This window comes from Streptococcus wuxiensis (assembly GCF_040888245.1).
Lineage (GTDB): Bacteria > Bacillota > Bacilli > Lactobacillales > Streptococcaceae > Streptococcus > Streptococcus wuxiensis.
On record NZ_JBFNFE010000003.1, the window covers coordinates 153,228 to 178,254 of the forward strand.

The following is a 25,027-nucleotide window of genomic DNA, read 5'->3' on the forward strand; positions in this document are numbered from 1 at the left end:
TTCTATTCCATAAGAGACCTCATTTTCTTTGTAAATCCAGCATCTGTTACAGCCAGAACCTTTCTCGATTTTCCGACTGCTATGCTTAATTCCAGTGTTGAAAACACGGTAATAACTTCTACTTGATAATAGTGGCTTTTATCCTGAATCTTCTTGGTTAGATTTGGGCTAGCATCATGAGCTAGAAATACCAATTTAACTTTCCGGTCTTGAATGGCTTTGACAACCATTTCTTCACCCGAGATGATTTTCCCTGCTCGCTGAGCCAATCCCAAGAGATTACTTACTTTTTGCTTATTCAAGTCCTAACTCTCTTCTTTTTACTTTGTGATCAACATAGGCGATCAACTCGTCATAAAAGCTTTCTTCAACTTCCATATTAAAGCTACGGTTAAAGACTTTTTTCTTTTTAGCCTCTAGGGCTTCTGCATTGTCTAGCTTGATATAAGCGCCCCGGCCATTAGCCTTGCCTGTCGGGTCGATAAAGACCTCACCTTCTTTGTTCTTGACAATACGAAGTAAATCTCGCTTGTCAATCACATCGTTGGAAACAACAGACTTGCGCAAAGGGATTTTTCTTGTTTTCATCTTTCCCTCCTCTAGCAGATCTTATTCTTCAGTCAATTCGTCTGTTTCAGCGTAATCCACTTGACCTGCTTCTTCCATAGCTTCAAATTCACTTGCAGACTTGATATCGATACGGTATCCAGTCAAGTGAGCTGCCAAACGAACGTTTTGTCCACGACGACCGATTGCAAGAGATAGTTTGTTATCTGGCACAACGACTAAGGCACGTTTGCTATCATTTTCATCAAAGATAACTTGGTCAACTTCGGCAGGAGCAATGGCATTGTAGATAAACTCAGCTGGATCTGCTACCCACTCGATAACGTCGATGTTTTCTTCTACCGGTACCATGCGGTCACTCTTAGCATCGTAGCGAGCTGGGTGGAATTTGCTAGTGATTTTCTTGATGTTTGCACCACCACGTCCAACGATTGTTCCGATAGCATCCACGTTAGGATTGTGGCTACGAACAGCAACTTTCGTACGATCACCTGCTTCACGGGCTACACTCATGATTTCAACGGTTCCATCGTAAACTTCTGGAATTTCTTGCTCCATCAATCGTTTGATCATCTCTGGGTGGCTACGGCTAACAAAGACGTTAACTCCACGAGGGTTGTCTTCCACTTTGTAGACATAAACTTCGATACGGTCATGAGAAGCAAAAACTTCTCCAGGAATTTGGTCTTGTTTTGACAATTGGGCTTCAATGCTACCAAGGTTAACATAAATGAAGCGGTTGTCAAAACGTTCTACTGTACCTGACATGATTTCTTGTTCATGCTCTTTGTATGTATTGTAGGTAATGGCACGTGTTTGCTTACGCATTTTTTCCATGATTGTTTGTTTAGCAGATTGGGCTGCTACACGACCAAACTCTCCTGGTGCTTCTTCAAATTTGATTTTGTCACCAAGCTCATAGGCTGAATTAATAGCAAGGGCATCTTTTAAACTGATTTCCAAACGGCTATCAAATACTTCATCAACAACTTCACGAACTGTGTAGACTGTAAAGTCACCTGTTTTTTCGTTGAAGTCGATAGCTACGCTGTCTGATTGACCATAGCGTCTACGGTAAGCAGAGCGAAGTGATTCTACGACTGCATCGATGATATCTTCTTTCTTGATTCCCTTGTCTTCTTCCAAAATGCGGAAGGCCTCTAGCATTTCTTTACTCATGTTCTTTTTACTTTTGAATTCTCAAAAGCTATCCTTTCTTTTCTATAATTTTACTGCTAAACGTGCTTTTGATACCAAATTATATGGAATTTGGACTGTTTTCTTGCGTGTTTTATCCATATATTCCATAGTCAACTCATCCTCTTCAAAGGACAACAAGGTTCCTTCAAAAACCTTTTGCTTATCGATGGCTTGATAGAGCCCGACATGGATGTATTTCCCAACCGCTCCAGCGACTGCTTCCTTGGTTTTCAAAGGACGCTCCAATCCTGGACTTGTAATTTCTAGGAAATATTGTTCTGGGAAGGGATCCGGCTTGATAGTATCTAGGACAGGACTGATAATTTCAGTCAAGTCTGCCGTATCATTCAAGGTGATTCCTTCAGGCTTGTCTACAAAAATACTAAGAATCATGTCACTGCCAATCTTTCCATACTCGATATCTACGAGTTCAAAAGGAGCTTCAATAACAGGTTCTACGATTTCTCTGACTAATTCAACGATCGTTGCGATTGCGTCCACCTCCTCATAAGCAAGAGGCGAAGATATCTCCCCGCCTCTCTTTCTTATATTCTTGTTATTAGTATAACACAAATCAATCAAACCTGCAAGGATTTGACCTTTTCACAACCAATAGAAAGCTTTCCTTCTAAGGTTTCTGCATGATTTTATAAATGACATTTCCTTTTACTGAGACGTATCGAATAATCCCAAGTCATATTTCCATGCTAAAATACGTCTTACAGACTCATCAATACGTTCTTCTGTCAAATCCCCAGAAGAAATTTTCTTTAATAGATAAGGAATCTGAGTTTGGTAGGAAGAACCTAGGATGAGATCATTTCCAGCTAATATTACCTGGAGAGCAGCTTCATCCTGACTGACAAAATCGGCTAATCCTGCCATATCTAAATCATCCGTCATTATGACCCCTTTAAAATTCAGCTCCTTGCGAAGAATTTCGTTGATTTTTGGCGAGATAGATGACGGCACTGTATCAATTTTAGTCAGGATGTTGTGAGAAACTAAAATACTATCCGCACCTGCATCTATGCCAGCTTGAAAGGGTAGAAAATCTGCTTGTCTTAAATCATCCAAATAGCGGTTGTCTCGGATAATGTCGGTATGACTGTCTCCATTATCACCATATCCTGGGAAATGCTTCAAGGTTGAACCGACCTTATTCTTTTGAAGTTCTTCTACAACTTGCTTAACATAACTTGCAGTTGTTTGGGCATCTTGTCCGATGGTCCGATCGTAAATAAAGGCTGATGAATCACCTGCAAGATCCGCAACTGGAAAGAGTCCAGCATTGATACCAACAAATTTCAGCACCTCTGCCTTTTTCCTAGTATCAGAAAGAACAGCCTCCATCCCTCCTTGATGATAAAGGGTCATAGGAGATTGGAAAGGAGTATCCAAAATCGAACTAATACGAGTTACTGTTCCTCCTTCTTCATCGGAACCAATTAACAAAGGTGTCTTGGAAGCAGCCTGGTAGCGACTTGTCAAAGCCTTCATATCCTCTATAGTTTGTCCTTCAAAATCTCGTCCAAATAAAATATAACCAGACAAATGATAGGATTTGAGATCTTCTATTTGATGATCGGCAGGAACTCTGGCCCAGAATAATTGCCCGACTTTCTCCTCCAAGGTCATTGTGGCTAATCTATCTTCAACAACCTTTTGCTTATCTGTTTCACTGGTTTGAGTAGTTTTCTCAGTTTTTTCTACTTGCACATCTGCTTGTCGATGATGTTGATGATCCAAAAAAATCAAACCACCTATCACAAAGAGAAAGAAAAAATAGACTACAATAGGTTTTATGCTTCTTCTCATAACCCCTTCATTATACCACTTATCAGGGCACAAGTACACACTTATCAAAATCCCAAATCTATTAAAAAAACTCAAGGATTTAGTCCTGTCCAAGACAGAACTAAATCCTTGAGGTACATGTTTCCATTCCATTTGAGTGAACGACAGTTTTTTACTAACAAGTCTTCACATTAAAACTGAGCTTCAACTCTATAAATGACTTGACCCTTACTTGAAAACTTTTGCTCATACTCAGTCATGACATTTCCTTCAAAGTCGCTGGCATGTAAATCTAACCAAACGCCCTTGAGTTTCATGCCATATTGCGAAAAGCTCACTAAGCTATATTCAAACAAACCACGATTATCTGTCTTGAAATGAATTTCACCATGTTCAGGTAAGATTCGTTTGAAAGTGTCCAAGAAGCTCTTATAAGTCAAACGACGCTTCTCATGGCGTTTTTTAGGCCATGGATCCGAGAAATTCAAATACAAACGGTCAATTTCACCATCTTCAAAATAATTTGTCAATTCTGAACCATCAACCCATAGAATTTTGATGTTGGGAACTCCAACTTCTAAGACCTTGTCTAATGCATAGCTTAATACAGACTTCTGAATATCAATTCCGATATAGTTGATGCCAGGGTTTTGTTTGGCCATTCCTGTTACGAAAGCACCTTTGCCACTACCAACCTCTACATGGATTGGATTGTCATTGCCAAACAAATCTCGCCACTTACCTTTAGCTTCTGCGGGGTTTAAGACAACATACTGCGGATTAGCCTCTAACAGTTCTGTTGCCCCTTTACGATTTCTAACTCTCATTTTTTCTTTCCATACTTTTCTCGGAAGCTACGCAAAGCATAGATTTCCCGATTTACATTATCCAAATCTTGATTTTCATAGTATTTGGTAATGAGGCTCAAAAATGACAGTTGAGCATACCAATATAACTTATTCAAGACAGTTTGATTATACTTATAGCCATAATTAGCTAGCCATTCTTGCCACTGATACTCTGGAATATAGTGACAGAGCAGATAGGCCACATCAAACATACGATCAGTCAAGCGAACGGAATCCCAATCTACTAAATAAATCAAGCCACTCTCTGTCTCAAACCAGTTGCTATGACGAACATCCCCATGGACTATGGTTGCATAGTCTTCCCTAAAGCCAGGAAGATTCTCACGCAAATCACCTAAAACCATACGTAGATACTGGTTGTTTTTTAAAGCATCCGGAGCCTTGTTTACCCATGACTGAAGTAAATCCGAAGGTGTTTCCATTGCATATCCCAATCGTGTCAACTGGGTCATTAAGGGACGTGAACAGTGTAAACGTGTCAAAATATCGATAATTTGTTTACGGTTCATATCACTTGGCGTCAAAATTTTTCCTGTCAACCATTCCTGAGCGGACATATCACGGCCGTCTGGTAAACGACGGCTCCAGAGCAATTGTGGTGCAATTTGCTCTCTAGCTAAACCAGGCAGGATTGGAGAAGTATTCATTTTTATAAAAACACGTTTTCCATCAGGATAACTTCCCATATAAGCTTTTCCGCTCTTCCCAGATATCGGGGTTAGCGTTAGCTCAATATCACCCAAGTCCATTTCTTTCCTCCGAATAAAGTTTCCTTATTATTCTACTAATTTTTATGCTATTCGTCAACCAATCTTCTCAGTTGATATGGCAAATAAAGAAATTGCAAGACAAGACTTGCTCCCACAAGTGCTAGAACAAGAATTTTGTCCTTAAAAATAAGCAATCCTATGAGACTTTCCAAGATTAAGACAAATATTCCAATCGCTCTCAAAATTTCCTTCAAACCTTTCTCTTTTTGCCCCTTACCTACTGGGAATAATTGCGTCAAATATTGATAGTCAAAGGCATGATAGAGGGATAGAAGCTGGAATAACAAAAGATAATTGAATAAAATTACAATTGCGACTGCAATCCAAGATTGCTCAATGAAGATAAGAGCAGTCAAAGATAGGATTATGAGTCGCAGACTAAGGGCGAATAAATCTCCATTTCTCAGATAGGAGCGGAGATAAAGGTTCTGCCAGATTTTCCCTGGTACTTTCTGAACTCCCTTGAGGATAAAGTCCAGATAAGCTCGGCGCTTAACACTATTTGAAATCCCCTTGACCTGTGTAAAGAGGGCAAAGAATCGAAGCAAGAACTGCTTACGTTTACTTTCTTGTGCAATGACATAATCCCAGTCAAGTCCATTTCCAAGGAAAAAGTTGCTAGACTTTTGGCGAAAAATCACATATTTTACTATCCCCAAGACAAGGAGATAGACTCCAAAAATCGGCAAACCAAGACCCATGGCTAAGAATAAAGGCGCAAACAGGAGCAAAAAGAGAGTCTGCACACTGACCCAAAAGATGAAAGAAATCAGACTTTGCTTCTGGATGTGTTCTCTCACTTCTTCTTCAGCAACTAAAAGAAATAATTTGTCAGGCGCTTCTAGATAGGTCGCAATACCACCCCAAAGCAAAAGCAAAATAGATATCATCCCAATCAAAATTAGGATTGGGAAATGATTCTCAGGAAAGTGTTGGAGCAACTGGTTGTACTGGTAGGCCAAAAATCCTAACAACACCAACAAAAATAAGACAAAATGGTCATTGAGCACATAACGGAGATAGCCCAAGCATTCCTTGCGAAATTCCTGCTTTCGTTTTAAAAACAAGTCCTTCATAGCTCCTCCTCTTTGGTCAGAGCCAAATAGATATCATTGAGGCTTGCTTCTGGCATATCAAAGGCTTCTCGGAGTTGTTGGAGATTTCCTTTGGCTCTTACTTGACCTTTGTGAAGAATGACAAAAGAGTCACACATCTTTTCAGCAGAATCAAGAACGTGGGTACTCATAAGGATAGACTTTCCTTTTTTCTTTTCCGCTTCTAGAAGTTGAATCAAATCTGAAATCGCCAAAGGATCAAGACCAAGGAAAGGTTCGTCTACGATAAAGAGACTAGGATCCACGACAAAGGCACAGATAATCATAACCTTTTGCTTCATCCCTTTGGAAAAATGAACCGGGAACCAATCCAATTTTTGATCCAAACGGAACATTTTTAAAAGCGGCTCTACACGTTCAAAAGCTAGATTTTGCTCGATACCATAGGCCATAGCAACCGTCTCAATATGCTCTCTGAGAGTCAATTCCTCGTACAAGCTAGGAGTTTCAGGGATATAACCAATTTTCTTGCGATAGCTCGTAGCATCCTCTCCTAGAGTCGATCCGTCAATCTTAATCTCCCCACTATATGGCGTCAAAAGACCAATAATCTCATTGATAGTCGTAGATTTCCCCGCACCATTCAAACCTATCAAACCTACCAACTGTCCGCTCTCAACTGTAAAGGACACATCTTTCAAGACAGGGACATGAACATAGCCTCCTGTCAGATTTTTAATTTCTAACATATTTTCTCCGAATCTGGTATAATGTAGCTATATTATATCAAAATTCAATACACTAGAGGTGGTTTTTATGTCAGATTGTATTTTTTGTAAGATTATCGCAGGAGAAATCCCTGCAGCCAAAGTTTATGAGGATGAGCAAGTCCTTGCCTTTCTTGATATTTCTCAAGTTACCCCAGGCCATACCTTGGTCGTACCCAAAGAACACTATCGCAACCTTTTAGAAATGGATTCGACGAGCGCTAGCCAACTCTTTGCTAAGGTTCCATTGGTAGCACAAAAAGTCATGACTGCTACTAAAGCCAAGGGTATGAATATCATTACCAACTGCGAAGAGGTAGCTGGACAAACCGTTTTCCATACCCATGTCCATCTCGTCCCTCGTTATGGTGCCGAGGATGACCTAAAAATTGACTTTGTTGCCCATGAACCTGACTTTGACAAACTTGCCCAAGTCGCTGAAACGATCAAAAACGCTTAAGGAGTTCCTATGAAACTATCAAATTTACTACTTTTTGCTGGATCAGCAGTCGGATCTTACCTCCTCGTTAAAAATCGTGAAGTTATCACTGAAGAAGTCTTAGATACAACTGATCGAGTTGAAGCAATCAAAGGCGATTTAGATGTTATCCAAAATAGCTTACAAATTATCAATCAACAAAAAGAAGTCATCAAAGAGTATCAAGAAGACCTCACTTACAAATTTAAAGTCTTAGAGAAAGACCTCCAAGCAAGACTTGCTGTCATAAAAGAACTACGAGAAACTGAAGAAAACTAAAAAAGAAAGCATCCAACTTTCCTCACATCCCCTTAAATCCATCTTGGATTACCAGCTCCTAACAGAAAAGGGAGGGACTAAAACATGAAACAGTTTTTAAAAGTCATCTTGATTATTTCTGGTTGCTTCTGTCTTTTTGTAACCCTAGCATTTCTACTTGTGACCAATCTTTTCAAGGCTTCATCAAGTGACATCCGAGAAGGAAATGAAACCTTAAAACAAATCTTTATCTCCCTTGACCTGCCTCCTGAGAAAGTTGAATCAAATGGACACTATCAATACGAGGGGGGAGGATTAGATTTTTATGTCACTTTCTCGGATGAGGTTATCAATAGCCACGCTGTCCTTAAAGAAAGTCCTAACCTCACTAAAAACCGACTCAAAGTCTATGTCCTACAGACAGGAGATATTTCTTACTATAAAGTAGGGGATAACTTGTTCAATCATGGTTTAATACAATTTTTAGAGGAGGAAGGCGAGAAGCATTTCCGAGAAAACGGAAAGAAATCACATTCTTCTTACACAATTCTAACTTTGAATGATGCGGAAAGCATGAAAAAGGGAATCGCATTCTACGAAAAGGCGTTGACCTTGGTAGATATCCAGGATAATTCGGCGATTAAGCACATTGATACCGTAACTGTGAAACCTGGCAAAGAAGCGGAACTCAAGCAACTCATCCAGGAAATGGATAAAGCCGGCTTGCTCATTCAAAAATATCAATAGCAGATCAGTCAGAGAATCTTTTCTCCGTTACTGACTACAAACAAAAAGAGCCTTATGGCTCTTTTGTTTTATTCACCCTCAAAGGCATCTTTTATATGGTCAAAGAAGCCTTTTTTCTTTGGATTGACTTTCAAATCACCTGCAGCTGCGAATTCTTTCAAGGCTGCTTTTTGGCGATCGTTCAAACCTGTTGGAGTCACGACATTAACAGTGACGTATTGGTCACCAACAGCACCACCACGAAGACTCGGTGCTCCCTTACCACGTAGGCGGAATTTCTTGCCAGTCTGAGTTCCCTCTGGAATCACCAATTCAACATCACCGTGAACGGTTGGGATATCGACAGTATCACCAAGAGTTGCTTGGACAATATTGAGGTTTAACTTGTAGAAAATAGTTGTTCCTTCACGCTCAAATTTATCGCTCGGCTCAACATTAACAACGACATACAAGTCACCATAAGGTCCTCCGTTAAATCCGGCCTCCCCTTGACCAGCTAGACGAATTTGTTGACCAGTTTCGACACCTGCTGGAATTTTCACATGGACACTGTGGGCTTGTTTTTCATGACCTGTTCCATGACAAGTTGTACATGGATCTTTGATTTCTTTTCCGCGACCATGACAGACATCACAGGTTACTTGGCGACGCATCATACCAAGCGGTGTTTGAGTATCAACGTTGATAACACCAGAACCGTGACAGCGTCCACAAGTAACTGGACTTGTTCCAGGTTTAGCACCTGATCCGTTACAAGTACGACAGCTTGATTCACGATTGTATTTGACTTCTTTTTCGGTACCAAAGATGGCTTCTTCAAAAGTCAAATTGACGCGATACTGGAGGTCATCACCTTGACGAGGAGCATTTGGATTGCGAGAAGAACCGCCTCCGCCGAAAAAACTTGAGAAGATATCTTCAAATCCACCAAAACCGCCTGCACCATCGAAGCCACCGAAACCGCCTGCACCACCAAAGCCACCGTTGGCTCCAGCCGCACCGTATTGGTCATAGGCAGCCCGTTTCTGTTCATCGCTCAAAGTCTCATAGGCTTCTTGAACTTCCTTGTACTTTTCCTCAGCACCAGGCTCTTTATTGATATCTGGGTGATATTTTTTAGATAATTTCCGATAGGCTTTCTTGATCTCATCTTGAGATGCATTCTTTGAAACGCCCAAACGGTCATAAAATTCAGTATTGTTCATTTAAGATACCAAGACCGTAAAATTCGACTGAAAAATAGGAAATCTGACGCAGGAGCGATGCTCCTAGACAGATTTATCTTTTTTCCGAGAATTTAGGTCGGGTTCAATTCCTTTCTTTCATATTGAGTAAGAAACTTTAGAACTCGTGTTCAATTTCCTGAACACACTTGTTCCTTTCTATTATTTTCATGTAAATCTTTAGAGGCTGTTTTCTATACTTTGCTTCACTTGATCAAACTCTTCATCTGATAGAGTAAATATCAAATCCTCTTCTGCATACTCGTTTTGTTCTTTAAAATAGTTGTCCGTATTCTCTGCCAGCCCTAAACTTAGAATCACTTTTCTAGCAAACTCTTGATGTGCAAAACCGATAGCCGTAATGATTTGTTTATCTTGCACAAGAACTTTCGGTTGGAAATTCTCACGTGGAAGAAATTCAAAATAGTCAAAGAAGTTTTGCCAAATTCCACCTGTAAATTTCGTGTCCTTCAACAGACCTGCTTTCGCTAATAAAAGAGGCGCTGAAGAAATGGCTGCAATTAGGATATCTTGCTCACCAAGATCCCTCAAAAACGAAATCAATTTCTCATCCTTTAGAGCAGGTCCAATGTTAACCATTCCGGGCAAAATCACACAAGAATACTCTTCTATACGGATTTGATCCAATGTTTTCGTCGGTTGACAGGGCAAACCATCCTCAGAGACCACCATCGAATGCTCAGAAGCTACATAATCAATCGTGATGTCAAAAGACAGAGCTAAAGTACTCGTTAAAGCAGTTATCTCATAAAGAGAAAAATTAGGATAAATCAAGCAAAGTACTTTTTTCATACGCAACATCCTCTATTTTACCGAAAAACAGAGGCTGGGTTGCAACCTCTGGATTTCTTCCTATCATTACGACATTCTAAAACAAAGTCGATTATACTTTGTTTTTGAACTAGTAAGGCTGAATTGAGTTTCGGATTAAAGGAATCCTAAAATCTCGGAACCTTTCTTTATTTCAAGAGATTCCGCTAAAACAATCCACTGGATTGTTTTACTTCTCCGTAAACTCTCCGTCTACGACGTCATCGCCTGCGTTTCCTGTTGCTTGTGCGCCTTCTGCTCCTGATTGAGCTTGTTGCGCTGCTGCGGCTTGTTCGTAGAGTTTAACAGCAAGTCCTTGTGCTTTTTCATTCAATGCTTCAAGTTTTGCTTTCATTTCGTCCAAGTTGTTGTCTTCTTGAGCTTTCTTAAGATCATCAAGGGCAGCTTGTGCAGCATCACGTTCTGCATCGAAGCCTTTACCTTCAGTTTCTTTGATTGTCTTTTCAGTCGCAAAGATAGCTTGGTCTACTTCGTTACGAAGGTCAACTTCTTCTTTACGTTTCTTATCTGCTTCAGCATTTGCTTCTGCATCTTTCATCATGCGGTCGATTTCTTCGTCCGTCAAACCTGAGTTAGATTGGATAACGATTGTTTGTTCCTTTTGAGTTCCAAGGTCTTTAGCTTTAACAGATACGATACCGTTCTTGTCGATGTCAAAGGTTACTTCGATTTGTGGGATACCACGAGGTGCAGCTGGGATGTCAGTCAATTGGAAGCGTCCAAGAGTCTTGTTATCTGCTGCCATTGGGCGTTCACCTTGAAGAACGTGTATATCAACAGCTGGTTGGTTGTCTGCTGCAGTTGAGAAGACTTGTGATTTAGAAGTTGGAATTGTAGTGTTGCGGTCGATGAGTTTTGTAAAGACTCCACCCATTGTTTCAATACCAAGTGACAATGGCGTTACGTCAAGAAGGACAACGTCTTTCACATCACCAGTGATCACACCACCTTGGATGGCAGCACCCATAGCAACAACTTCATCAGGGTTTACTGATTTGTTTGGTTCTTTACCAGTTTCAGCTTTAACAGCTTCAACTACGGCAGGGATACGAGTTGAACCACCAACAAGGATCACTTCGTCGATTTCTGACAAGCTCAAACCTGCATCTGAAAGGGCTTGACGAACTGGAGTTTTAGTACGTTCAACGAGGTCACGAGTCAAATCGTCGAATTTAGCACGAGTCAAGGTCATTTCCAAGTGAAGAGGTCCAGCCTCACCAGCAGTGATAAATGGCAAGCTGATTTGAGTTGAAGTCACTCCAGAAAGGTCTTTCTTCGCTTTTTCTGCTGCATCTTTCAAACGTTGAAGAGCCATCTTGTCGTTTGACAAGTCGATACCATTTTCTTTCTTGAATTCTGCTACTAAGTAGTCGATGATTTTTTGGTCAAAGTCGTCACCACCGAGTTTGTTATCCCCTGCAGTTGCCAATACATCGAAGACACCATCACCCAATTCAAGGATAGATACGTCGAATGTACCACCACCAAGGTCGAATACCAAGATTTTTTCTTCTTTGTCAGTCTTATCCAAACCGTAAGCAAGAGCTGCTGCAGTTGGTTCGTTGACGATACGTTCTACTTCAAGACCAGCGATTTTACCAGCGTCTTTAGTTGCTTGACGTTGAGCATCGTTAAAGTAAGCTGGAACTGTGATAACAGCCTTGGTTACTTTTTCACCAAGGTATTCTTCAGCGTAACCTTTCAAGTATTGAAGGATCATAGCTGAGATTTCTTGTGGTGTGTATTCTTTGCCGTTAGCAGAAACTTTTTCAGAAGTACCCATCTTAGATTTGATAGAGATAACTGTATCTGGGTTTGTTACTGCTTGACGTTTTGCAGCGTCACCAACGATGATTTCACCGTTTTTGAAAGAAACTACAGATGGAGTTGTACGGTTCCCTTCTGGGTTTGCGATGATTTTTGATTCAGTTCCTTCAAGAACTGCAACTGCTGAGTTTGTTGTACCTAAGTCAATACCGATAATTTTAGACATATGTTTTTCTCCTTAAATTTTATCTTTTTTTCTTTTTGATACTCTTCTTAAGTGGCGACGCCGTCAGAGCTTGACTTCGTCAATCTCTTTGACTAAACTTTGATCCTAAGGCCTCAAAGTTTGCGCAAATAGCGCCACGGCAAAGAGTATCGCCTTTGGTTCGCTTCGCTCACTATTGGCAAAGCTGAACCAATTTTAGTCTTTCTTTCATAGTTTAGTGTCGTTTCGGACAAGGTTTTTAAGTTCTTTAGACTAGTTATAAACCACTACCATGGCTGGGCGTAGGATGCGGTCATGGAGTTTATAGCCTTTTTGGAAGACTTGTGCGATGGTGTCTGCTGGGTGTTCGTCATCTGCTGGAACTGTTTGAATAGCCATATGGTAGTTATGGTCAAATTCTCCATCTGCTGGAATTTCTTCAACCCCTTCTTCTTTCAGAGCATGAATCAAGCTTTCTTGGACCATTTCTAGTCCTTTTTTGACATCATCTGTCAACCCTTCAACGGCAAGGGCGCGTTCAAGGTTATCAAGTGATGGCAAGATTGCTTTTGCCAAATCTTGGCTACGATAGCGTTGCAAGAGTTGGCGCTCTTCATTGGCACGACGCTGAATGTTTTGCATTTCTGCGTGGGCACGAAGATATTTGTTTTCAAACTCCTCGGCACGTTCATTAGCCAAGTCCAATTCTGACTTCTCGGGAGTTGTTTCTTCTACTGGTTCAACAACTTCCTCTTCTTTTACTTCTTTATTTTTTATATCTTGGGCCATTTTCGCCTCCTTTAATGATTTCAATCTTAATTCACTTCATAGTGATTGCTGCTGAGATAGCGGTAAAAATCCGTCAACTTCATAGTTAAAACTCGATTGACAACGTTGAGTTGATTAACCAATTGTTGATAATCCAGATTTATCGGACCAATAATCGCCAGAATTCCAAACCCACGATAGGGAATCAGGAACTTACTACTAATCACTGCTAAGTCAGCAAGACAAGATTCTTGGCTATCCGCAACTCGGACACTTTGCATCTGATCGCCAATCAGATTCTCTCGAATTTCCAAAGCCACCTTTTGTGGTTGATCAAAGAATTGATAGGCAGCTAGATTAGCAAAATTCAAGAGATTGACTTTCCCAGAAACTACGATATTTTCATTGAACATTTCTTTGAAGATATGCTCAATAAGATCCATGACGTTATCTGTTGTTGTGAAGTAACGTTGGATAATTTGCGGAATCTCTGTCCGAATCTTGTAGTGAATATCCAAAACAGTCTGATCCAGGAAACGTTCTTGAATCATGGTCTTGAGGCGATTTAAATCCTCCTGCAAGAAATTTCTTGGAATCAAAAACTGACTGGTAACTGTTCTAGACTCATCAAGCGTAAAAACCGCTAGAGCTGTATGTTGTCCGAGGACAACAATATCAAAAGCTGTTAGCTTCTGCCTACTTGGTTCTACATCCAGCGCTACAACCGTACAACCACTCAAGTCTGACAAAATTTTCGTCGCCTCTTGAAGAATATCCTCTAGCTTGAAGAATTCTTGATCAAAGGCTTTTACAATCTCATAAACTTGATTTTCAGCTAAACGGTCAAAGGATAGGGAGTGTTTGACATAGTATTGAAAACCAGCCACACTCGGCATCCGACCACTGGAAGTATGAGCCTTTTCAAGTAAACCTTGCTTTTCTAGAGCTGCCATGTCATTTCGAATGGTAGCACTACTAGAGTTGATAGACTCTTGCAAGGCTTTGGATCCAACAGGTTCGTGCGTTTTGGTAAAGATGTCAATAATCAGATTTAAAATATTCTGCTGACGTTCTGTAACCATCTCGCTACTCCTCTCTGATAGATCTTTTTAGCACTCGAGGCATCCAAGTGCTAACTTATGATTCTATTATACACCCTTAGAAAAGAATGTCAAGACAAAAACTCAAAAAATTAGCACTCTTTTACCAAGAGTGCTAAAAATCGGTCTGAGGACCTAGAAAATCATCCTACATTCTCAAGATATTTCTTTTTAAGTCTGTAAAAACTATAGATTAGATAGGAAATCATGAGGGCATAAAGGGCGAAAATAAGGAAGAAAGATTGAGAGAGACTTTCTCGAAACAAGCTCATACAAATAACTAGACCGCCAGAGATAGAAACTGTAGATGTACGAAGTCTAGATTTCACATCAGCCCATTGAAAACGATTGTCCATGAAAGATTGATCATTTAAATCTACATCACAAGTTGCTTTTCGAAAAACAGTATAAGAACAATTTTCCACAAATTCCCATCCTCTGTCCTTAATACTTTGTAAATCTACCTCATTTTTTCTAAGGTAGCTGGTATTCCACACACGGTAAATCACATCATCTGGTCGGCATTGTTCAAAATAGAAAAAGCCAAGACGATTCGATTTAAATTTCCAACCTTTTAAATGCATCTCATGCAAATAATCTTCTACCTTATCCAAATCAAAAATGGTAAACATTCGAAATTGTACTTTGCTATTCATTGTCTAACCTCCAAAATGGTTTTATTTATCAGATAATTCTTTCCACTTTTGAAACAATCTCCAAAAAATATAAGAAATCTGAATCACGCAAACTATCAATAAAGTACAGTCTATGATAACAATCAAAAACATTCCCCAACTGAAATAACCTCTTCCACTGAGTAACTTTGAGAAAACCGGTAGTAGCGCTGAAAAGAGAAGCAAAATGGGAAGCATCCGCATTGTTAAAATCTTCTTGACCATTGCTAATTTCCCAGCCGCGTCATTATAAATTTCAAACTCGGCATCCAACTCAACTCCAGAATAAGGCTTTCTAAAGTAGGAAAAACCATTAAAGTCTGTAATATGTTCCCACCCACAATCTTTAAATAGTTGTAAATAGGAAGCTCTCTCTGACTTTTTCATAGGATAAAAGTCCAACTGATAAACCACCTGCTCCGGTTGGCACTTTTCAAAAGTATACTTAACCGCAACTACTAAGTTAGAATAACTTACTTCCTTAAGTTTCCAGCCCTGAGCATGCATTTCTCCGAGATAGAGAGCCTCTCTATCATAATCCGCAATGGTAGCAATTCTATAAACAACTTCCTTTTCCATCAAAGCTCCTCCCGACTGTTTCTATAGAGCCGCTCAATACGTTTCAACTCAATCTCTAAAACTTTTCGACCCAAGTCTGTTATGTGATAGATTTTACGTTTTTCCTCTTCTCGGACAAAGGAAACCAAACCATCCTTTTCCATCTTTGATAGGGTTCCATACATGGTCCCAGGACTAATGGAAACCTGCGAATCTGTCATCTCTTTAACCTTTTGCGTAATACCATAGCCATGGTTCTCCTTTTGCAGACAGAATAGAATATAAAAACCCGTTTCAGTCATGGGAAGGTAAACCCGCCTAATCTTATCTGTTAATTCCATTTAATCAGACCTCCTATTTAGTTCGATATATCGCACCTCGTTATATAAAATATATCACACCTCGATATAAAATGCAAGAAAAAAAGATTGTCCTCACGGACAATCTTTCTGATTTATCATTAGTATAGATCTAGGTAGTTATCAATTTCCCATTGTGAAACGAAGGTTGCATAGCTTGCCCACTCAATTCGTTTGGCTTCAAGGAAGCTAGTGTAGATGTGTTCACCTAGAGCTGCTTTAACCACTTCGTCTTCTGTCATGGCCTTCAAAGCGTTGTGAAGAGTTGATGGAAGGTCTGTGATGCCAGCCTCTTTACGCTCTTCTGCAGTCATGATATAGATGTTTTCTTCGATTGGCGCTGGTGCTTCGATTTTGTTTTCAATACCGTGCAAACCAACTTCCAAAAGCACAGCCATAGCGATATATGGATTTGCCATTGGGTCTACTGAGCGCAACTCCAAACGAGTTCCCATTCCACGAGTAGCAGGAACGCGCACCAACGGTGAACGGTTACGACCAGCCCAAGCGATGTAAACAGGTGCTTCATACCCTGGAACCAAACGTTTGTATGAGTTAACGGTCGGGTTCATGATAGCTGTGTAGTTGTAGGCATGCTTGATCAAACCACCAAGGAAATGATAGGCTGTTTCTGACAATTGCATTCCTTTTGGATCATTTGGATCAAAGAAAGCGTTGTTCCCTTCATCATCAAACAAGGACATATTGCAGTGCATTCCTGAACCAGCGATACCAAATTTAGGTTTAGCCATAAAGGTTGCATACAAACCATGTTTACGCGCAATTGTCTTTACAACAAGTTTAAAGATTTGAATCTTATCACAAGCACGAAGAACTTCATCGTACTTAAAGTCAATCTCATGTTGACCTACGGCAACTTCGTGGTGACTGGCCTCTACTTCAAATCCCATCTTGGTCAAGACATTCACAATCTCACGACGAGTATTGTCGGCAAGGTCAGTAGGTGCCAAGTCAAAGTAACCGCCCTTGTCATTTACTTCAAGAGTTGGGTCTCCATTTTCATCAAGCTTAAATAGGAAGAATTCTGGTTCCGGACCAAGGTTGAAAGATTTGAATCCAACTTTCTCCATGTGATGAAGAGCTCGTTTAAGGTTGCTTCGAGGATCTCCAGCAAATGGCTCTCCTTCTGTTGTATAGACATCACAGATTAATCCTGCAACACTACCGTTCTCATCTCCCCAAGGGAAGACAGTCCATGTGTCCAGGTCAGGGTACAAGTACATATCTGATTCATTGATACGAACAAACCCTTCAATAGAAGATCCATCAAACATAGCCTTGTTTGACAAGACCTTGTCTAGTTGTTCATCTGTAGCAGGAATTTCGACGTTTTTCATTGTTCCCAAAATATCTGAAAACATGAGACGGATAAAGGTTACATTTTTTTCCTTAACTTCACGACGAATATCTGCAGCTGTGATTGGCATGGTTTTTCTCCTTATATATGACGATTTGCGGTTGCCTAACCGCGACCAAAAGGTGATTGTTGAGAAGCAAAGCGACTTTGTTGAAGAACTTCATTCCGAAGGGCCCGACGAACCTCAGTTTGACTAACTGGTTTCTTGGCTTTCGCCTCACGTTCGGCATATTTTTTCTTGATAGCAGCAATGTTCAGACCTTCAGAGATATAGTCCTTAATCTCAAGCAACCGATCCATATCATTTAAAGAATACATCCGGCGGTTACCTTCGTTTCGATCAGGTTTTATCAACTCCTGATCTTCATAATAACGAATTTGACGCGCCGAAAGATCGGTCAGCTTCATAACACTACCAATGGGGAAAACTGCCATATTGCGACGAAATTCTTTTTCCTTCATGTGCACTTCCTCTTCTTTCTGTCTATTATAGTCTAAAAAAAATCAATCGTCAATTGTTAATGTCATATCTTGTGACATTATTTTATTTTTTCTGTATGAGACTCCGCAAGCGATCAATATCATAATTTACTAGAATTGCTACAAAAACTCCCATAAAAGTCTCAAAAACTCGAGCAAACACGTACAAAACAGTCTCTCCGCTCGGAATTGATAGGGTAATAATCAGCATAGCTGCAACTCCCCCAATGACTCCCGACTTATTGTTCATGGCAACATTTGTCATGATGGTTAACATGGTACATATCGGAACCACAAGGAGAGTTACCCAAAAGGCTCCATGGAAAAAGTTGTTCAAGAGAAAGAAAATCAGCGCATAAAAACCACCGATACTATTCCCTAAAATACGTGATGTCCCAAAGTGGACGCTCTTATCAAAGTCTTCTCTCAAGCTAAAAACGGCTGTAAGAGCTCCAATCTGAAGTCCCTTCCATCCAAAAAAACCAAAAATCATGAGGACCAAAAAAACAGCGATTCCTGTTTTAAAGGTGCGCATCCCTAACTTAAACTTAGATTTATCAAATGTATACTTTTTAAAATAACTCATCATTTCATCTTTCTTTTTTTCCATTTTATCATAATTTTACTTTTTTGAGAAAAGGATTCGTCAAATGAAGAAAATAAGAACTAAAAAGAGAAGGGAATAAACCCTTCTCTTTTCCAATTCGATATTCTATTTTAGAATAAATACATGAAAGCCAAGGTGACGAGACTAGCAATCAAGCCAACTCCCCAGAAGAAGAAATCGACCTTCCACTCACTCCAGGCTTGGCCTTTACCAGAAAACCCACCCAACTCAAAATGGTGGTGAACTGGCGTCATCCGGAAGATACGTTTTCCTCCAGTCAACTTAAAGTATGCAACTTGCATCATGACAGATGTTGTTTCAAAAACATACACTATCCCAATCAGGAGTAGCGTCCATTCTTGGTGCAACGCCATAGAAATAGCGGCCAACATTCCTCCAAGAGCAAGACTTCCGACATCTCCCATGAAAACTTTAGCAGGCTTATGGTTAAAGACAAAGAAACCAAGAAGACCACCAATCATGGCAAGAATCACTAGGAGAATATCCAACTGGTTTTGTACATAAGCAATGACTCCATAGGCAGACAGACTAATCACTACTGAGATACTTGCCAAGCCATCGATTCCGTCAGTCAAGTTAACAGCATTTGAAAAACCAACTAACCAGAAGAGAGCAAAGAAAATGTAAAGAACGCCTAAGTGCAATGGATAACCAAATACATTTAAGACATCCCCTCCTCTTTCATAAAAGAGATAGAAGATAACTCCTCCTACTAATTGAAGCAAGAGCTTTTGTTTAGGATTGAGCCCTTCATTGATTTTACGAAAAACCTTGAGGAAATCATCTAAGAAGCCAACCAAACCATACAAAACGAGAATAAAGAGGATCATTCCAACATTGTTGGTTAGTTGATTAGTTAAAAGTGCAAGAACTAAACTAACTAAAACGCTTGTTACGAGGAAGACAATTCCTCCCATTGTCGGCGTCCCAGCTTTTGCTTGGTGCTGTTTAACATCCTCATGCATCTGTTGACCAGTAATCTGTGCTTTACGGTAAAAACGGATAAAAGCTGGAATTCCTACCACTGTAAGAACAAAAGTAAGGATTCCAGGAAAGATAGAAACTAGCATTCTAATCTCCTAAAGTTATTTTTATTTTCTGTATATTTTTTAAAGCTGTATTGGTACGAACACTTTGTTTTTTTACAGTTTCTCCTGTACCTTCAAATTCAACTTCGATATCCAGCCATTTTGCAAAAGTTTCGACATTCTTCTTAGACCATCCGTACAAATCAGGCATTTCTTCTACCTTATCAGAAAGGAGTATGATCTGCTCATTTGCGTCTAAATTGGTTCCTTCTGCCGCTGAACTTTCTTTGATTTTCGTTCCTGAACCGATAACGATTGGTTGAACAAGGTTACGTCGTAGTTCTTCTGCCAAATCTCCAGGGCTATAGTCTTTTGTTGAAGGCATAGCATAGTTAGTCGTAGTTGTAACCTGATCCAGACTTTTAGCAGTTGATTGAAGATTGAGAGATTCTTTCATCGCAGAAGCACGCTCCAAGATAGGGTTAGCGAACTCACCCAACTGAATCCCAGAATAATGCTGAGGTTGTTGAACTGTCACATAGAGAATAAAATCAGGATTTTCAGAAGGATGCATGGTTACTACAGAAAAGATATGATTGGTTTCCCCAACTAAGTATCCTCCATTTTTCTCATCTGCAATCTGAGCAGTCCCTGATTTCAAGGCTACATTATAGCCAGGAACATTGACTGTTCCCTTACCTGTACTGTGGTTGTACATCGTACCATAGGTAGGATCCGTACCAACCATAACCATGTGATCCCGAGTCAAGCTAGCTGCTTCTTTAGAGACCGGATTTCCCACGACTTCTTTTTGTGATTTACGAACCGTTTGATCATTTGGATCATAGAGCGCACTGATAAACTTAGGCTCCAACATAATCCCATCATTAGCTATCGCAGTAAAGGCACGAAGCATCTGAGTTTGTGTAACGGAAATACCTTGACCGAAGGAACTCATGGCAATATTAACGATATTGTCCTCAGGTAATTGCCCAGCATACTCATCACTCATACCAAAACGAGTCGGCACTCCAAATTTGAAACGACTGAGGTAATCCAACCAAGTGGTATCCCCCATTTTTTGTTCGAGCAAGGTCATACCGACATTACTAGAGTGAGCAAAACCTTGCGAGAAGGTCATCATTCCACCGCTTGTCAAACCTTCGTTAACGTCCCAGTCCTTGATAGTGGCATCAGCCACCTTCAATTCGCTACTGTTGAAATATTCTCCTCCAGGGAAGGTATTATTGTCAATTGCTGAAGCTAAAGTAATCACCTTCATGGTTGAACCTGGTTCATAGTTACTTTGGTAAAGGATATCACGCCAGACAAAGTCCTCTGTAATCCCTTCTTTGGTATCAGCATCAAAGGTTGGTCTTTGAGTTGTAGCGAGAATCTCTCCCGTTTTAGCACTAACCAAGGTCGCAGTCATATATTTACCCTTGACTTTTTCTTGGAAGGCATCCATTTGACTTTCCATGAAAGATTGTAAAGGACTAGATAGGGTCGTATAGACGTCTTTCCCGTTTACAGTCTGTCGGGTAACTTGCTCCGTTCCTGGAACAATATTTCCTAAGCGGTCTTTTTCATAGGTAATGATACCATCTGTTCCCGCTAACAAGCTATTCAAGGAACTCTCGACACCAGATGTCCCAATGAGACTCTTTGAACCATCTTCATTTTCATGCAACTGCGCTAGTCCGATGAAAGATGAAGCAAATTTACCATTAGGATAGCTTCGATTTGGGCTAGTTGTAAAATCAACTCCCTCAACCTTAGCTGTTTCCAAATCCTTTTTAATGGACATCATATTGGCATAGGTAATACCATTTCCCTTTACACCGAAGGAAACTTGCTTAAGATTAGGTTGAGAAAGTTGTTCCTTGACGTAGGATTCATCCATATCTAGATATTTATGGAAGATTTCTGCAACCTTGCTATACTGAGACTCTTCTACATAAAGAATTTTCCCATTTGCAGATTTATATTCCTTATCGATAATCGCAAAAATGTTGTAGGATGTTGCATCCTCAGCGATTGGTGTACCATTACGGTCATAGATAGTTCCTCGTTTTGCAGGAACTGTCCGAGTTGTTTGGTGAACCCTGCTTGCTTCCTTAACTAGGTCAACACCAAATTTTGAGCCTGTACCAATAATTACCGCAAAGTTAACCAAAAAAACAGCAAAGAGAAAGACGGCCAGAAGGCTCAAATTCTTTCCCACTAGTCTGCGGTTTTCTGTTGGAGATTTGCGATTTTTAATGGCAAAGCGTATGATTCGTTCTTTCCAGTTTTTCATTTACTACTCCGCCGATCGGATATTTTCATTATTTAATTGCAAGTCTTGTGAGTCTGCAATTCCGGTCAAACGTTCTGATCGGATCAATTCATTAACTTCTTGTTTCGCATCATCCAGCTCTGTCTTTTTTTCCTCAATTTGTGAATTGACTGTTGTCAAATCACTCTGAACCTGCAAAAGTTGAGTCTGCATATAGACTACACTGATTGCTAAGACAAGTGCTGTGATGGCAATTGAAAAGTAAAAGGCCTTTTCAACACGTGAAAATTTTTTTATACGAGCTTGTAGCAATTGGCTCGTTGTTCCTCTGTTTTCTGCCATTATTTCCTCTTACTTGTGAATTTTTCTTGCCACTCGAAGCTTGGCCGAGTGGGAACGATTATTGGCTTCCAATTCTTCCTTGCTTGGTAAAATCGGTTTCCGAGATACCAATTCCATTTTGGGCTTGAGATCGTCTGGGATGAAAGGCAAACCTTTAGGAACTTCAACTGTGGAAGCTTCCTTAAATAACTGTTTGGTCAAGCGGTCCTCCAGCGAATGGAAGGTAATCACTGATATTCTGCTATCTAGAGCCAGCATATCCATAGCTTGCTGGATTGATTCATCTGCAGCACCCAGTTCATCATTGACCTCTATACGGATAGCTTGGAAAATTTGTTTGGCTGGGTGGCCTTTTTTCTTGAGCTCCTTTGCCGGTTTGGCAGATTTAATAATCTCTGCCAATTCGGTTGTTGTCTCGATCGGTTTCTGTTCACGCGCCTGTTCAATTTTTCGAGCAATCTGTTTGGAAAACTTGTCCTCTCCATATTTGAAAAAGATTCTTACCAAATCATGGTAGTCGTAGTGATTAACGACTTCATAAGCGGTCAAACTAGCTTCCTGATTCATGCGCATATCCAGTGGTGCATCCTTCTTATAGGAAAAACCACGTTCACGCTGATCCAACTGCGGGCTTGACACACCTAAATCATAACAAATTCCATCAATTTCAGTCACACCTATGTCATGTAAGCGATTCTTCAAATGACGGAAATTATCCTTGATGAAGGTGACCATTCCCTTTTCAATATAGGGAGCCAAACGTTTTTGCGCATTATCAATGGCATTCTGGTCTTGGTCAAAGGCATAGAGATGCCCTTTCTCGCTTAACTTACTTAATAAATACTCGCTGTGTCCTGCTCCTCCCAAGGTCGCATCAACGTAAATACCATCAGGTTTTACATCTAGCATATCAATGGTCTCATGGAGCATGACCGTTACATGATGAAATTCTTTTGTCATATCTTATCTATTTTACCACAAATCCGACTAGCTTGCACCCACTAAAGCCAAAACATTCCATTACTACTTTATTCCTTGTATTCAAGAGGTTTCTCAGCTACTTGAGCTAGCGCTGAGTCTACTTCTAGATTTAAGTGTTGATGAACTGCCTCTGCTACTGTTCTTGGTACCCCAACTGCAACAATCTCTTCCACGCTAGCTTCCTTGATTTTTGTCAGAGATTTGAAATATTTCATCAAATTCTGCTTGCGTTTGGGACCTAAGCCTTCAATTCCATCCAATTGAGAAGAGAAGGAATTTTTCGAACGGAGTTGACGGTGGAAGGTAATGGCAAAGCGGTGTACCTCATCCTGAATGCGTTGCAAGAGGAAAAATTCCTGAGAATTGCGAGACAACTCTACCACCTCAAGCGGATCTCCAAAAAGTAATTCATGGGTTTGGTGCTTGTCATTCTTTTGAAGTCCTGCGATCGGAATATCTAAGCCTAACTCGTCTTGGATAACTTGCTTAGCAATGTTAACCTGTCCCTGACCACCATCGATGACGATTAGATCTGGCGGTGTCAAACCGTCACGCTGGACCCGTCCATAACGTCTACGAATAACCTCTCGCATACTTGCATAGTCATCTGGTCCGACCACAGTCTTGATTTTATACTTGCGGTAATCTTTCTTGCTTGGTTTCCCGTTAACAAAAACAACCATAGCAGAGACTGGACTAGTCCCCATAATATTAGAGTTATCAAAAGACTCGATACGGACTGGGGTTGGAATTTGTAGAAGTCGCCCAAGATTTTCAATAGCTCCTTGAGTCTTTTCAACTGATTTTTCTAACAGATTAAACTTCTGCTCTAGACTAACACGCGCGTTTTTAATGGCTAGATTAACCAGTTGCTTCTTCTCACCACGTTGGGGCTTAAGAACCTTGGTATCTACCAAAGCCTTAACGGCTTCTTCATCAATATCCTGAGGTATCAAAATTTCATTAGGTACCAAGTGAGATTTCTCCTGGTAAAACTGTCCCACATATGTCAAGAAATCCTCGTCTGGATCGTTGTAGTAAGGGAAGAGATTGACATCGCGTTCAATCAGTTTACCTTGACGGACAAAGAAAACCTGAACACACATCCAACCCTTATCCACGTAGTAACCAAAGACATCACGATTTTGAAGATCTTTTGCCATGACTCGTTGCTTAGTCCGAAGGGTGCCAATGGCCTGAATCAAATCACGGTATTCCGCTGCACGTTCAAATTCCATACTTTGGGCTGCCACAGCCATCTTACTCTTGAGTTCATCAATGATTTTATCATCCTGGCCCTTGAGAAAATCAGAGACTTCTTGCGCCATAGCCTTGAAATAGGCTTCATCCTTTCGACAAACCGTATGAGCCATGCACTGCCCTATATGGTAATAAAAACAAACCTTTGATGGTGGATTGGTACACTTGCGAAATGGGAAAATCCGATCCAATAGCCGTTTGATTTCATTGGCCGCACCAACGTCCGGATAAGGACCAAAGTAGAGACCTCCGTCTTTTTTGACCTGGCGGGTGATAATCAAGCGAGGATAGCGCTCATTTGTGATTTTGATGAAAGGATAGGACTTATCATCCTTGAGCATAATATTGTACTTAGGCTTGTTTTCCTTGATGAGATTAATCTCTAAAAGAAGGGCCTCTATATTAGACTCCGTAACAATAAATTCAAAATCCACAATCTCAGACACCAAGGCTTCTGTCTTGGTATCATGGCTCCCACGGAAGTAGGACCGCACCCGATTGCGCAGATTTTTAGCCTTTCCTACATAAATGATAGTGCCGTTTTTATCTTTGTGAATGTAACAACCAGGGCTAGTCGGCAAGAGCTCCAGTTTTGATTTAATCAAGTTATTCATAATTCCATTATAGCAAAAAGCCCC

At 40.4% G+C, this 25,027-nt stretch carries 28 protein-coding genes; 3 read left to right on the plus strand and 25 right to left on the minus strand.

The genetic code is table 11. The annotated features are described in order from the left end of the window. Positions 1–2: 2 nt before the first annotated feature. The 9 genes from AB2B47_RS05220 to AB2B47_RS05260 all read right to left on the minus strand — a co-directional run bounded on the left by AB2B47_RS05220 (position 3) and on the right by AB2B47_RS05260 (position 7,007). Positions 3–302 (minus strand): YlxQ-related RNA-binding protein, encoded by a 300-nt coding sequence (locus tag AB2B47_RS05220; RefSeq protein WP_004251819.1) that lies wholly within the window; start codon positions 300–302, stop codon positions 3–5. Continuing rightward, positions 295–588, minus strand: a complete 294-nt coding sequence (rnpM, locus tag AB2B47_RS05225; protein WP_004251817.1) for an RNase P modulator RnpM — start codon at positions 586–588, stop codon at positions 295–297. The genes AB2B47_RS05220 and rnpM overlap by 8 nt, the downstream gene beginning before the upstream one ends. 21 nt (positions 589–609) lie before the next feature. Next, positions 610–1,746, minus strand: coding sequence for a transcription termination factor NusA (gene nusA, locus AB2B47_RS05230; RefSeq protein WP_006147911.1), 1,137 nt, complete (start codon positions 1,744–1,746; stop codon positions 610–612). A 42-nt stretch (positions 1,747–1,788) separates the two neighbouring features. Continuing rightward, positions 1,789–2,268, minus strand: coding sequence for a ribosome maturation factor RimP (rimP, locus tag AB2B47_RS05235; RefSeq protein WP_320693783.1), 480 nt, complete (start codon positions 2,266–2,268; stop codon positions 1,789–1,791). Positions 2,269–2,433: 165 nt separating this feature from the next. Beyond that, positions 2,434–3,585, minus strand: a complete 1,152-nt coding sequence (locus tag AB2B47_RS05240; RefSeq protein WP_320693784.1) for a glycoside hydrolase family 3 protein — start codon at positions 3,583–3,585, stop codon at positions 2,434–2,436. 170 nt (positions 3,586–3,755) lie between these two features. Beyond that, the gene (trmB, locus tag AB2B47_RS05245; protein ID WP_320693785.1) at positions 3,756–4,391 is read right to left on the minus strand and encodes a tRNA (guanosine(46)-N7)-methyltransferase TrmB; all 636 of its coding nucleotides are present in this window, start codon (positions 4,389–4,391) and stop codon (positions 3,756–3,758) included. Next, positions 4,388–5,182 carry a cell cycle regulator CcrZ gene (gene ccrZ, locus AB2B47_RS05250; protein ID WP_006152316.1) on the minus strand — a complete coding sequence of 265 codons (795 nt, stop codon included), beginning with the start codon at positions 5,180–5,182 and terminating at the stop codon, positions 4,388–4,390. Before ccrZ ends, trmB begins: the two co-directional genes overlap by 4 nt. Before the next feature lie 47 nt (positions 5,183–5,229). After that, the gene (locus AB2B47_RS05255; RefSeq protein ID WP_320693786.1) at positions 5,230–6,279 is read right to left on the minus strand and encodes an ABC transporter permease; all 1,050 of its coding nucleotides are present in this window, start codon (positions 6,277–6,279) and stop codon (positions 5,230–5,232) included. Further along, positions 6,276–7,007: an ABC transporter ATP-binding protein gene (locus AB2B47_RS05260; RefSeq protein WP_247912798.1), complete on the minus strand. Its 732-nt coding sequence runs from the start codon at positions 7,005–7,007 to the stop codon at positions 6,276–6,278. Before AB2B47_RS05260 ends, AB2B47_RS05255 begins: the two co-directional genes overlap by 4 nt. Before the next feature lie 67 nt (positions 7,008–7,074). On the opposite strand from AB2B47_RS05260, the gene AB2B47_RS05265 reads away from it, so the two are divergent. The 3 genes from AB2B47_RS05265 (at position 7,075) to AB2B47_RS05275 (ending at position 8,508) form a co-directional block, all read left to right on the plus strand. Continuing rightward, positions 7,075–7,485, plus strand: coding sequence for an HIT family protein (locus AB2B47_RS05265; RefSeq protein WP_247912799.1), 411 nt, complete (start codon positions 7,075–7,077; stop codon positions 7,483–7,485). A gap of 9 nt (positions 7,486–7,494) precedes the next feature. Next, a complete protein-coding gene (locus tag AB2B47_RS05270) occupies positions 7,495–7,782 on the plus strand; it encodes a hypothetical protein (RefSeq protein ID WP_004251799.1) in 288 nt (95 codons plus the stop codon). 84 nt (positions 7,783–7,866) lie between these two features. Next, a complete protein-coding gene (locus AB2B47_RS05275) occupies positions 7,867–8,508 on the plus strand; it encodes a hypothetical protein (protein WP_320693787.1) in 642 nt (213 codons plus the stop codon). A 68-nt stretch (positions 8,509–8,576) separates the two neighbouring features. On the opposite strand, the gene dnaJ is transcribed toward AB2B47_RS05275, so the two are convergent. The 16 genes from dnaJ to uvrC form a co-directional block, all read right to left on the minus strand. Then, on the minus strand, positions 8,577–9,713 hold the full coding sequence (gene dnaJ / locus AB2B47_RS05280; protein WP_006151411.1) for a molecular chaperone DnaJ: 1,137 nt from the start codon (positions 9,711–9,713) through the stop codon (positions 8,577–8,579). Between the two features lie 198 nt (positions 9,714–9,911). Further along, positions 9,912–10,544: a DJ-1/PfpI family protein gene (locus tag AB2B47_RS05285; protein ID WP_006151561.1), complete on the minus strand. Its 633-nt coding sequence runs from the start codon at positions 10,542–10,544 to the stop codon at positions 9,912–9,914. A 208-nt stretch (positions 10,545–10,752) separates the two neighbouring features. Next, on the minus strand, positions 10,753–12,576 hold the full coding sequence (gene dnaK / locus AB2B47_RS05290; RefSeq protein WP_320693788.1) for a molecular chaperone DnaK: 1,824 nt from the start codon (positions 12,574–12,576) through the stop codon (positions 10,753–10,755). A 252-nt stretch (positions 12,577–12,828) separates the two neighbouring features. Beyond that, entirely contained in the window at positions 12,829–13,344 is a 516-nt protein-coding gene (gene grpE, locus AB2B47_RS05295; protein ID WP_320693789.1) for a nucleotide exchange factor GrpE, read from the minus strand. Between the two features lie 26 nt (positions 13,345–13,370). Beyond that, a complete protein-coding gene (gene hrcA / locus AB2B47_RS05300; RefSeq protein WP_006155718.1) occupies positions 13,371–14,405 on the minus strand; it encodes a heat-inducible transcriptional repressor HrcA in 1,035 nt (344 codons plus the stop codon). 161 nt (positions 14,406–14,566) lie between these two features. Next, complete coding sequence (locus tag AB2B47_RS05305) at positions 14,567–15,079, minus strand: DUF2812 domain-containing protein (protein ID WP_320693790.1); 513 nt, start codon at positions 15,077–15,079, stop codon at positions 14,567–14,569. Between the two features lie 21 nt (positions 15,080–15,100). Beyond that, positions 15,101–15,676 carry a DUF2812 domain-containing protein gene (locus AB2B47_RS05310; RefSeq protein ID WP_320693791.1) on the minus strand — a complete coding sequence of 192 codons (576 nt, stop codon included), beginning with the start codon at positions 15,674–15,676 and terminating at the stop codon, positions 15,101–15,103. Then, the gene (locus tag AB2B47_RS05315) at positions 15,676–15,996 is read right to left on the minus strand and encodes a PadR family transcriptional regulator (protein WP_061862652.1); all 321 of its coding nucleotides are present in this window, start codon (positions 15,994–15,996) and stop codon (positions 15,676–15,678) included. The genes AB2B47_RS05310 and AB2B47_RS05315 overlap by 1 nt, the downstream gene beginning before the upstream one ends. Positions 15,997–16,115: 119 nt before the next feature. After that, positions 16,116–17,462, minus strand: a complete 1,347-nt coding sequence (gene glnA, locus AB2B47_RS05320; RefSeq protein WP_004251784.1) for a type I glutamate--ammonia ligase — start codon at positions 17,460–17,462, stop codon at positions 16,116–16,118. A 35-nt stretch (positions 17,463–17,497) separates the two neighbouring features. Next, the gene (glnR, locus tag AB2B47_RS05325) at positions 17,498–17,854 is read right to left on the minus strand and encodes a transcriptional repressor GlnR (protein ID WP_000659542.1); all 357 of its coding nucleotides are present in this window, start codon (positions 17,852–17,854) and stop codon (positions 17,498–17,500) included. 82 nt (positions 17,855–17,936) lie between these two features. Continuing rightward, positions 17,937–18,458, minus strand: a complete 522-nt coding sequence (locus AB2B47_RS05330) for an FUSC family protein (protein WP_247912809.1) — start codon at positions 18,456–18,458, stop codon at positions 17,937–17,939. Between the two features lie 131 nt (positions 18,459–18,589). After that, on the minus strand, positions 18,590–19,570 hold the full coding sequence (mraY, locus tag AB2B47_RS05335) for a phospho-N-acetylmuramoyl-pentapeptide-transferase (RefSeq protein ID WP_281137688.1): 981 nt from the start codon (positions 19,568–19,570) through the stop codon (positions 18,590–18,592). A gap of 1 nt (position 19,571) precedes the next feature. Beyond that, positions 19,572–21,827, minus strand: coding sequence for a penicillin-binding protein PBP2X (gene pbp2x / locus AB2B47_RS05340; protein ID WP_320693792.1), 2,256 nt, complete (start codon positions 21,825–21,827; stop codon positions 19,572–19,574). 3 nt (positions 21,828–21,830) lie between these two features. Next, complete coding sequence (gene ftsL / locus AB2B47_RS05345; RefSeq protein ID WP_024053600.1) at positions 21,831–22,148, minus strand: cell division protein FtsL; 318 nt, start codon at positions 22,146–22,148, stop codon at positions 21,831–21,833. 9 nt (positions 22,149–22,157) lie between these two features. Beyond that, positions 22,158–23,108, minus strand: a complete 951-nt coding sequence (gene rsmH / locus AB2B47_RS05350) for a 16S rRNA (cytosine(1402)-N(4))-methyltransferase RsmH (RefSeq protein WP_320693793.1) — start codon at positions 23,106–23,108, stop codon at positions 22,158–22,160. A 68-nt stretch (positions 23,109–23,176) separates the two neighbouring features. Further along, the gene (gene uvrC, locus AB2B47_RS05355) at positions 23,177–25,003 is read right to left on the minus strand and encodes an excinuclease ABC subunit UvrC (RefSeq protein WP_320693794.1); all 1,827 of its coding nucleotides are present in this window, start codon (positions 25,001–25,003) and stop codon (positions 23,177–23,179) included. Between the last annotated feature and the right edge of the window lie 24 nt (positions 25,004–25,027).

Coding starts and splice junctions, on each gene's coding strand:
- AB2B47_RS05270 (WP_004251799.1), top strand. CDS start 7,495: ATGAAACTATCAAATTTACTACTTTTTGCTGGATCAGCAGTCGGATCT.
- dnaK (WP_320693788.1), bottom strand. CDS start 12,576: ATGTCTAAAATTATCGGTATTGACTTAGGTACAACAAACTCAGCAGTT.
- AB2B47_RS05310 (WP_320693791.1), bottom strand. CDS start 15,676: ATGGAAAAGGAAGTTGTTTATAGAATTGCTACCATTGCGGATTATGAT.
- AB2B47_RS05285 (WP_006151561.1), bottom strand. CDS start 10,544: ATGAAAAAAGTACTTTGCTTGATTTATCCTAATTTTTCTCTTTATGAG.
- AB2B47_RS05305 (WP_320693790.1), bottom strand. CDS start 15,079: ATGAATAGCAAAGTACAATTTCGAATGTTTACCATTTTTGATTTGGAT.
- AB2B47_RS05330 (WP_247912809.1), bottom strand. CDS start 18,458: ATGAGTTATTTTAAAAAGTATACATTTGATAAATCTAAGTTTAAGTTA.
- ccrZ (WP_006152316.1), bottom strand. CDS start 5,182: ATGGACTTGGGTGATATTGAGCTAACGCTAACCCCGATATCTGGGAAG.
- glnR (WP_000659542.1), bottom strand. CDS start 17,854: ATGAAGGAAAAAGAATTTCGTCGCAATATGGCAGTTTTCCCCATTGGT.
- glnA (WP_004251784.1), bottom strand. CDS start 17,462: ATGCCAATCACAGCTGCAGATATTCGTCGTGAAGTTAAGGAAAAAAAT.
- grpE (WP_320693789.1), bottom strand. CDS start 13,344: ATGGCCCAAGATATAAAAAATAAAGAAGTAAAAGAAGAGGAAGTTGTT.
- mraY (WP_281137688.1), bottom strand. CDS start 19,570: ATGCTAGTTTCTATCTTTCCTGGAATCCTTACTTTTGTTCTTACAGTG.
- AB2B47_RS05275 (WP_320693787.1), top strand. CDS start 7,867: ATGAAACAGTTTTTAAAAGTCATCTTGATTATTTCTGGTTGCTTCTGT.
- AB2B47_RS05240 (WP_320693784.1), bottom strand. CDS start 3,585: ATGAGAAGAAGCATAAAACCTATTGTAGTCTATTTTTTCTTTCTCTTT.
- uvrC (WP_320693794.1), bottom strand. CDS start 25,003: ATGAATAACTTGATTAAATCAAAACTGGAGCTCTTGCCGACTAGCCCT.
- pbp2x (WP_320693792.1), bottom strand. CDS start 21,827: ATGAAAAACTGGAAAGAACGAATCATACGCTTTGCCATTAAAAATCGC.
- dnaJ (WP_006151411.1), bottom strand. CDS start 9,713: ATGAACAATACTGAATTTTATGACCGTTTGGGCGTTTCAAAGAATGCA.
- AB2B47_RS05265 (WP_247912799.1), top strand. CDS start 7,075: ATGTCAGATTGTATTTTTTGTAAGATTATCGCAGGAGAAATCCCTGCA.
- rnpM (WP_004251817.1), bottom strand. CDS start 588: ATGAAAACAAGAAAAATCCCTTTGCGCAAGTCTGTTGTTTCCAACGAT.
- trmB (WP_320693785.1), bottom strand. CDS start 4,391: ATGAGAGTTAGAAATCGTAAAGGGGCAACAGAACTGTTAGAGGCTAAT.
- hrcA (WP_006155718.1), bottom strand. CDS start 14,405: ATGGTTACAGAACGTCAGCAGAATATTTTAAATCTGATTATTGACATC.
- nusA (WP_006147911.1), bottom strand. CDS start 1,746: ATGAGTAAAGAAATGCTAGAGGCCTTCCGCATTTTGGAAGAAGACAAG.
- rsmH (WP_320693793.1), bottom strand. CDS start 23,108: ATGACAAAAGAATTTCATCATGTAACGGTCATGCTCCATGAGACCATT.
- AB2B47_RS05255 (WP_320693786.1), bottom strand. CDS start 6,279: ATGAAGGACTTGTTTTTAAAACGAAAGCAGGAATTTCGCAAGGAATGC.
- ftsL (WP_024053600.1), bottom strand. CDS start 22,148: ATGGCAGAAAACAGAGGAACAACGAGCCAATTGCTACAAGCTCGTATA.
- AB2B47_RS05260 (WP_247912798.1), bottom strand. CDS start 7,007: ATGTTAGAAATTAAAAATCTGACAGGAGGCTATGTTCATGTCCCTGTC.
- AB2B47_RS05315 (WP_061862652.1), bottom strand. CDS start 15,996: ATGGAATTAACAGATAAGATTAGGCGGGTTTACCTTCCCATGACTGAA.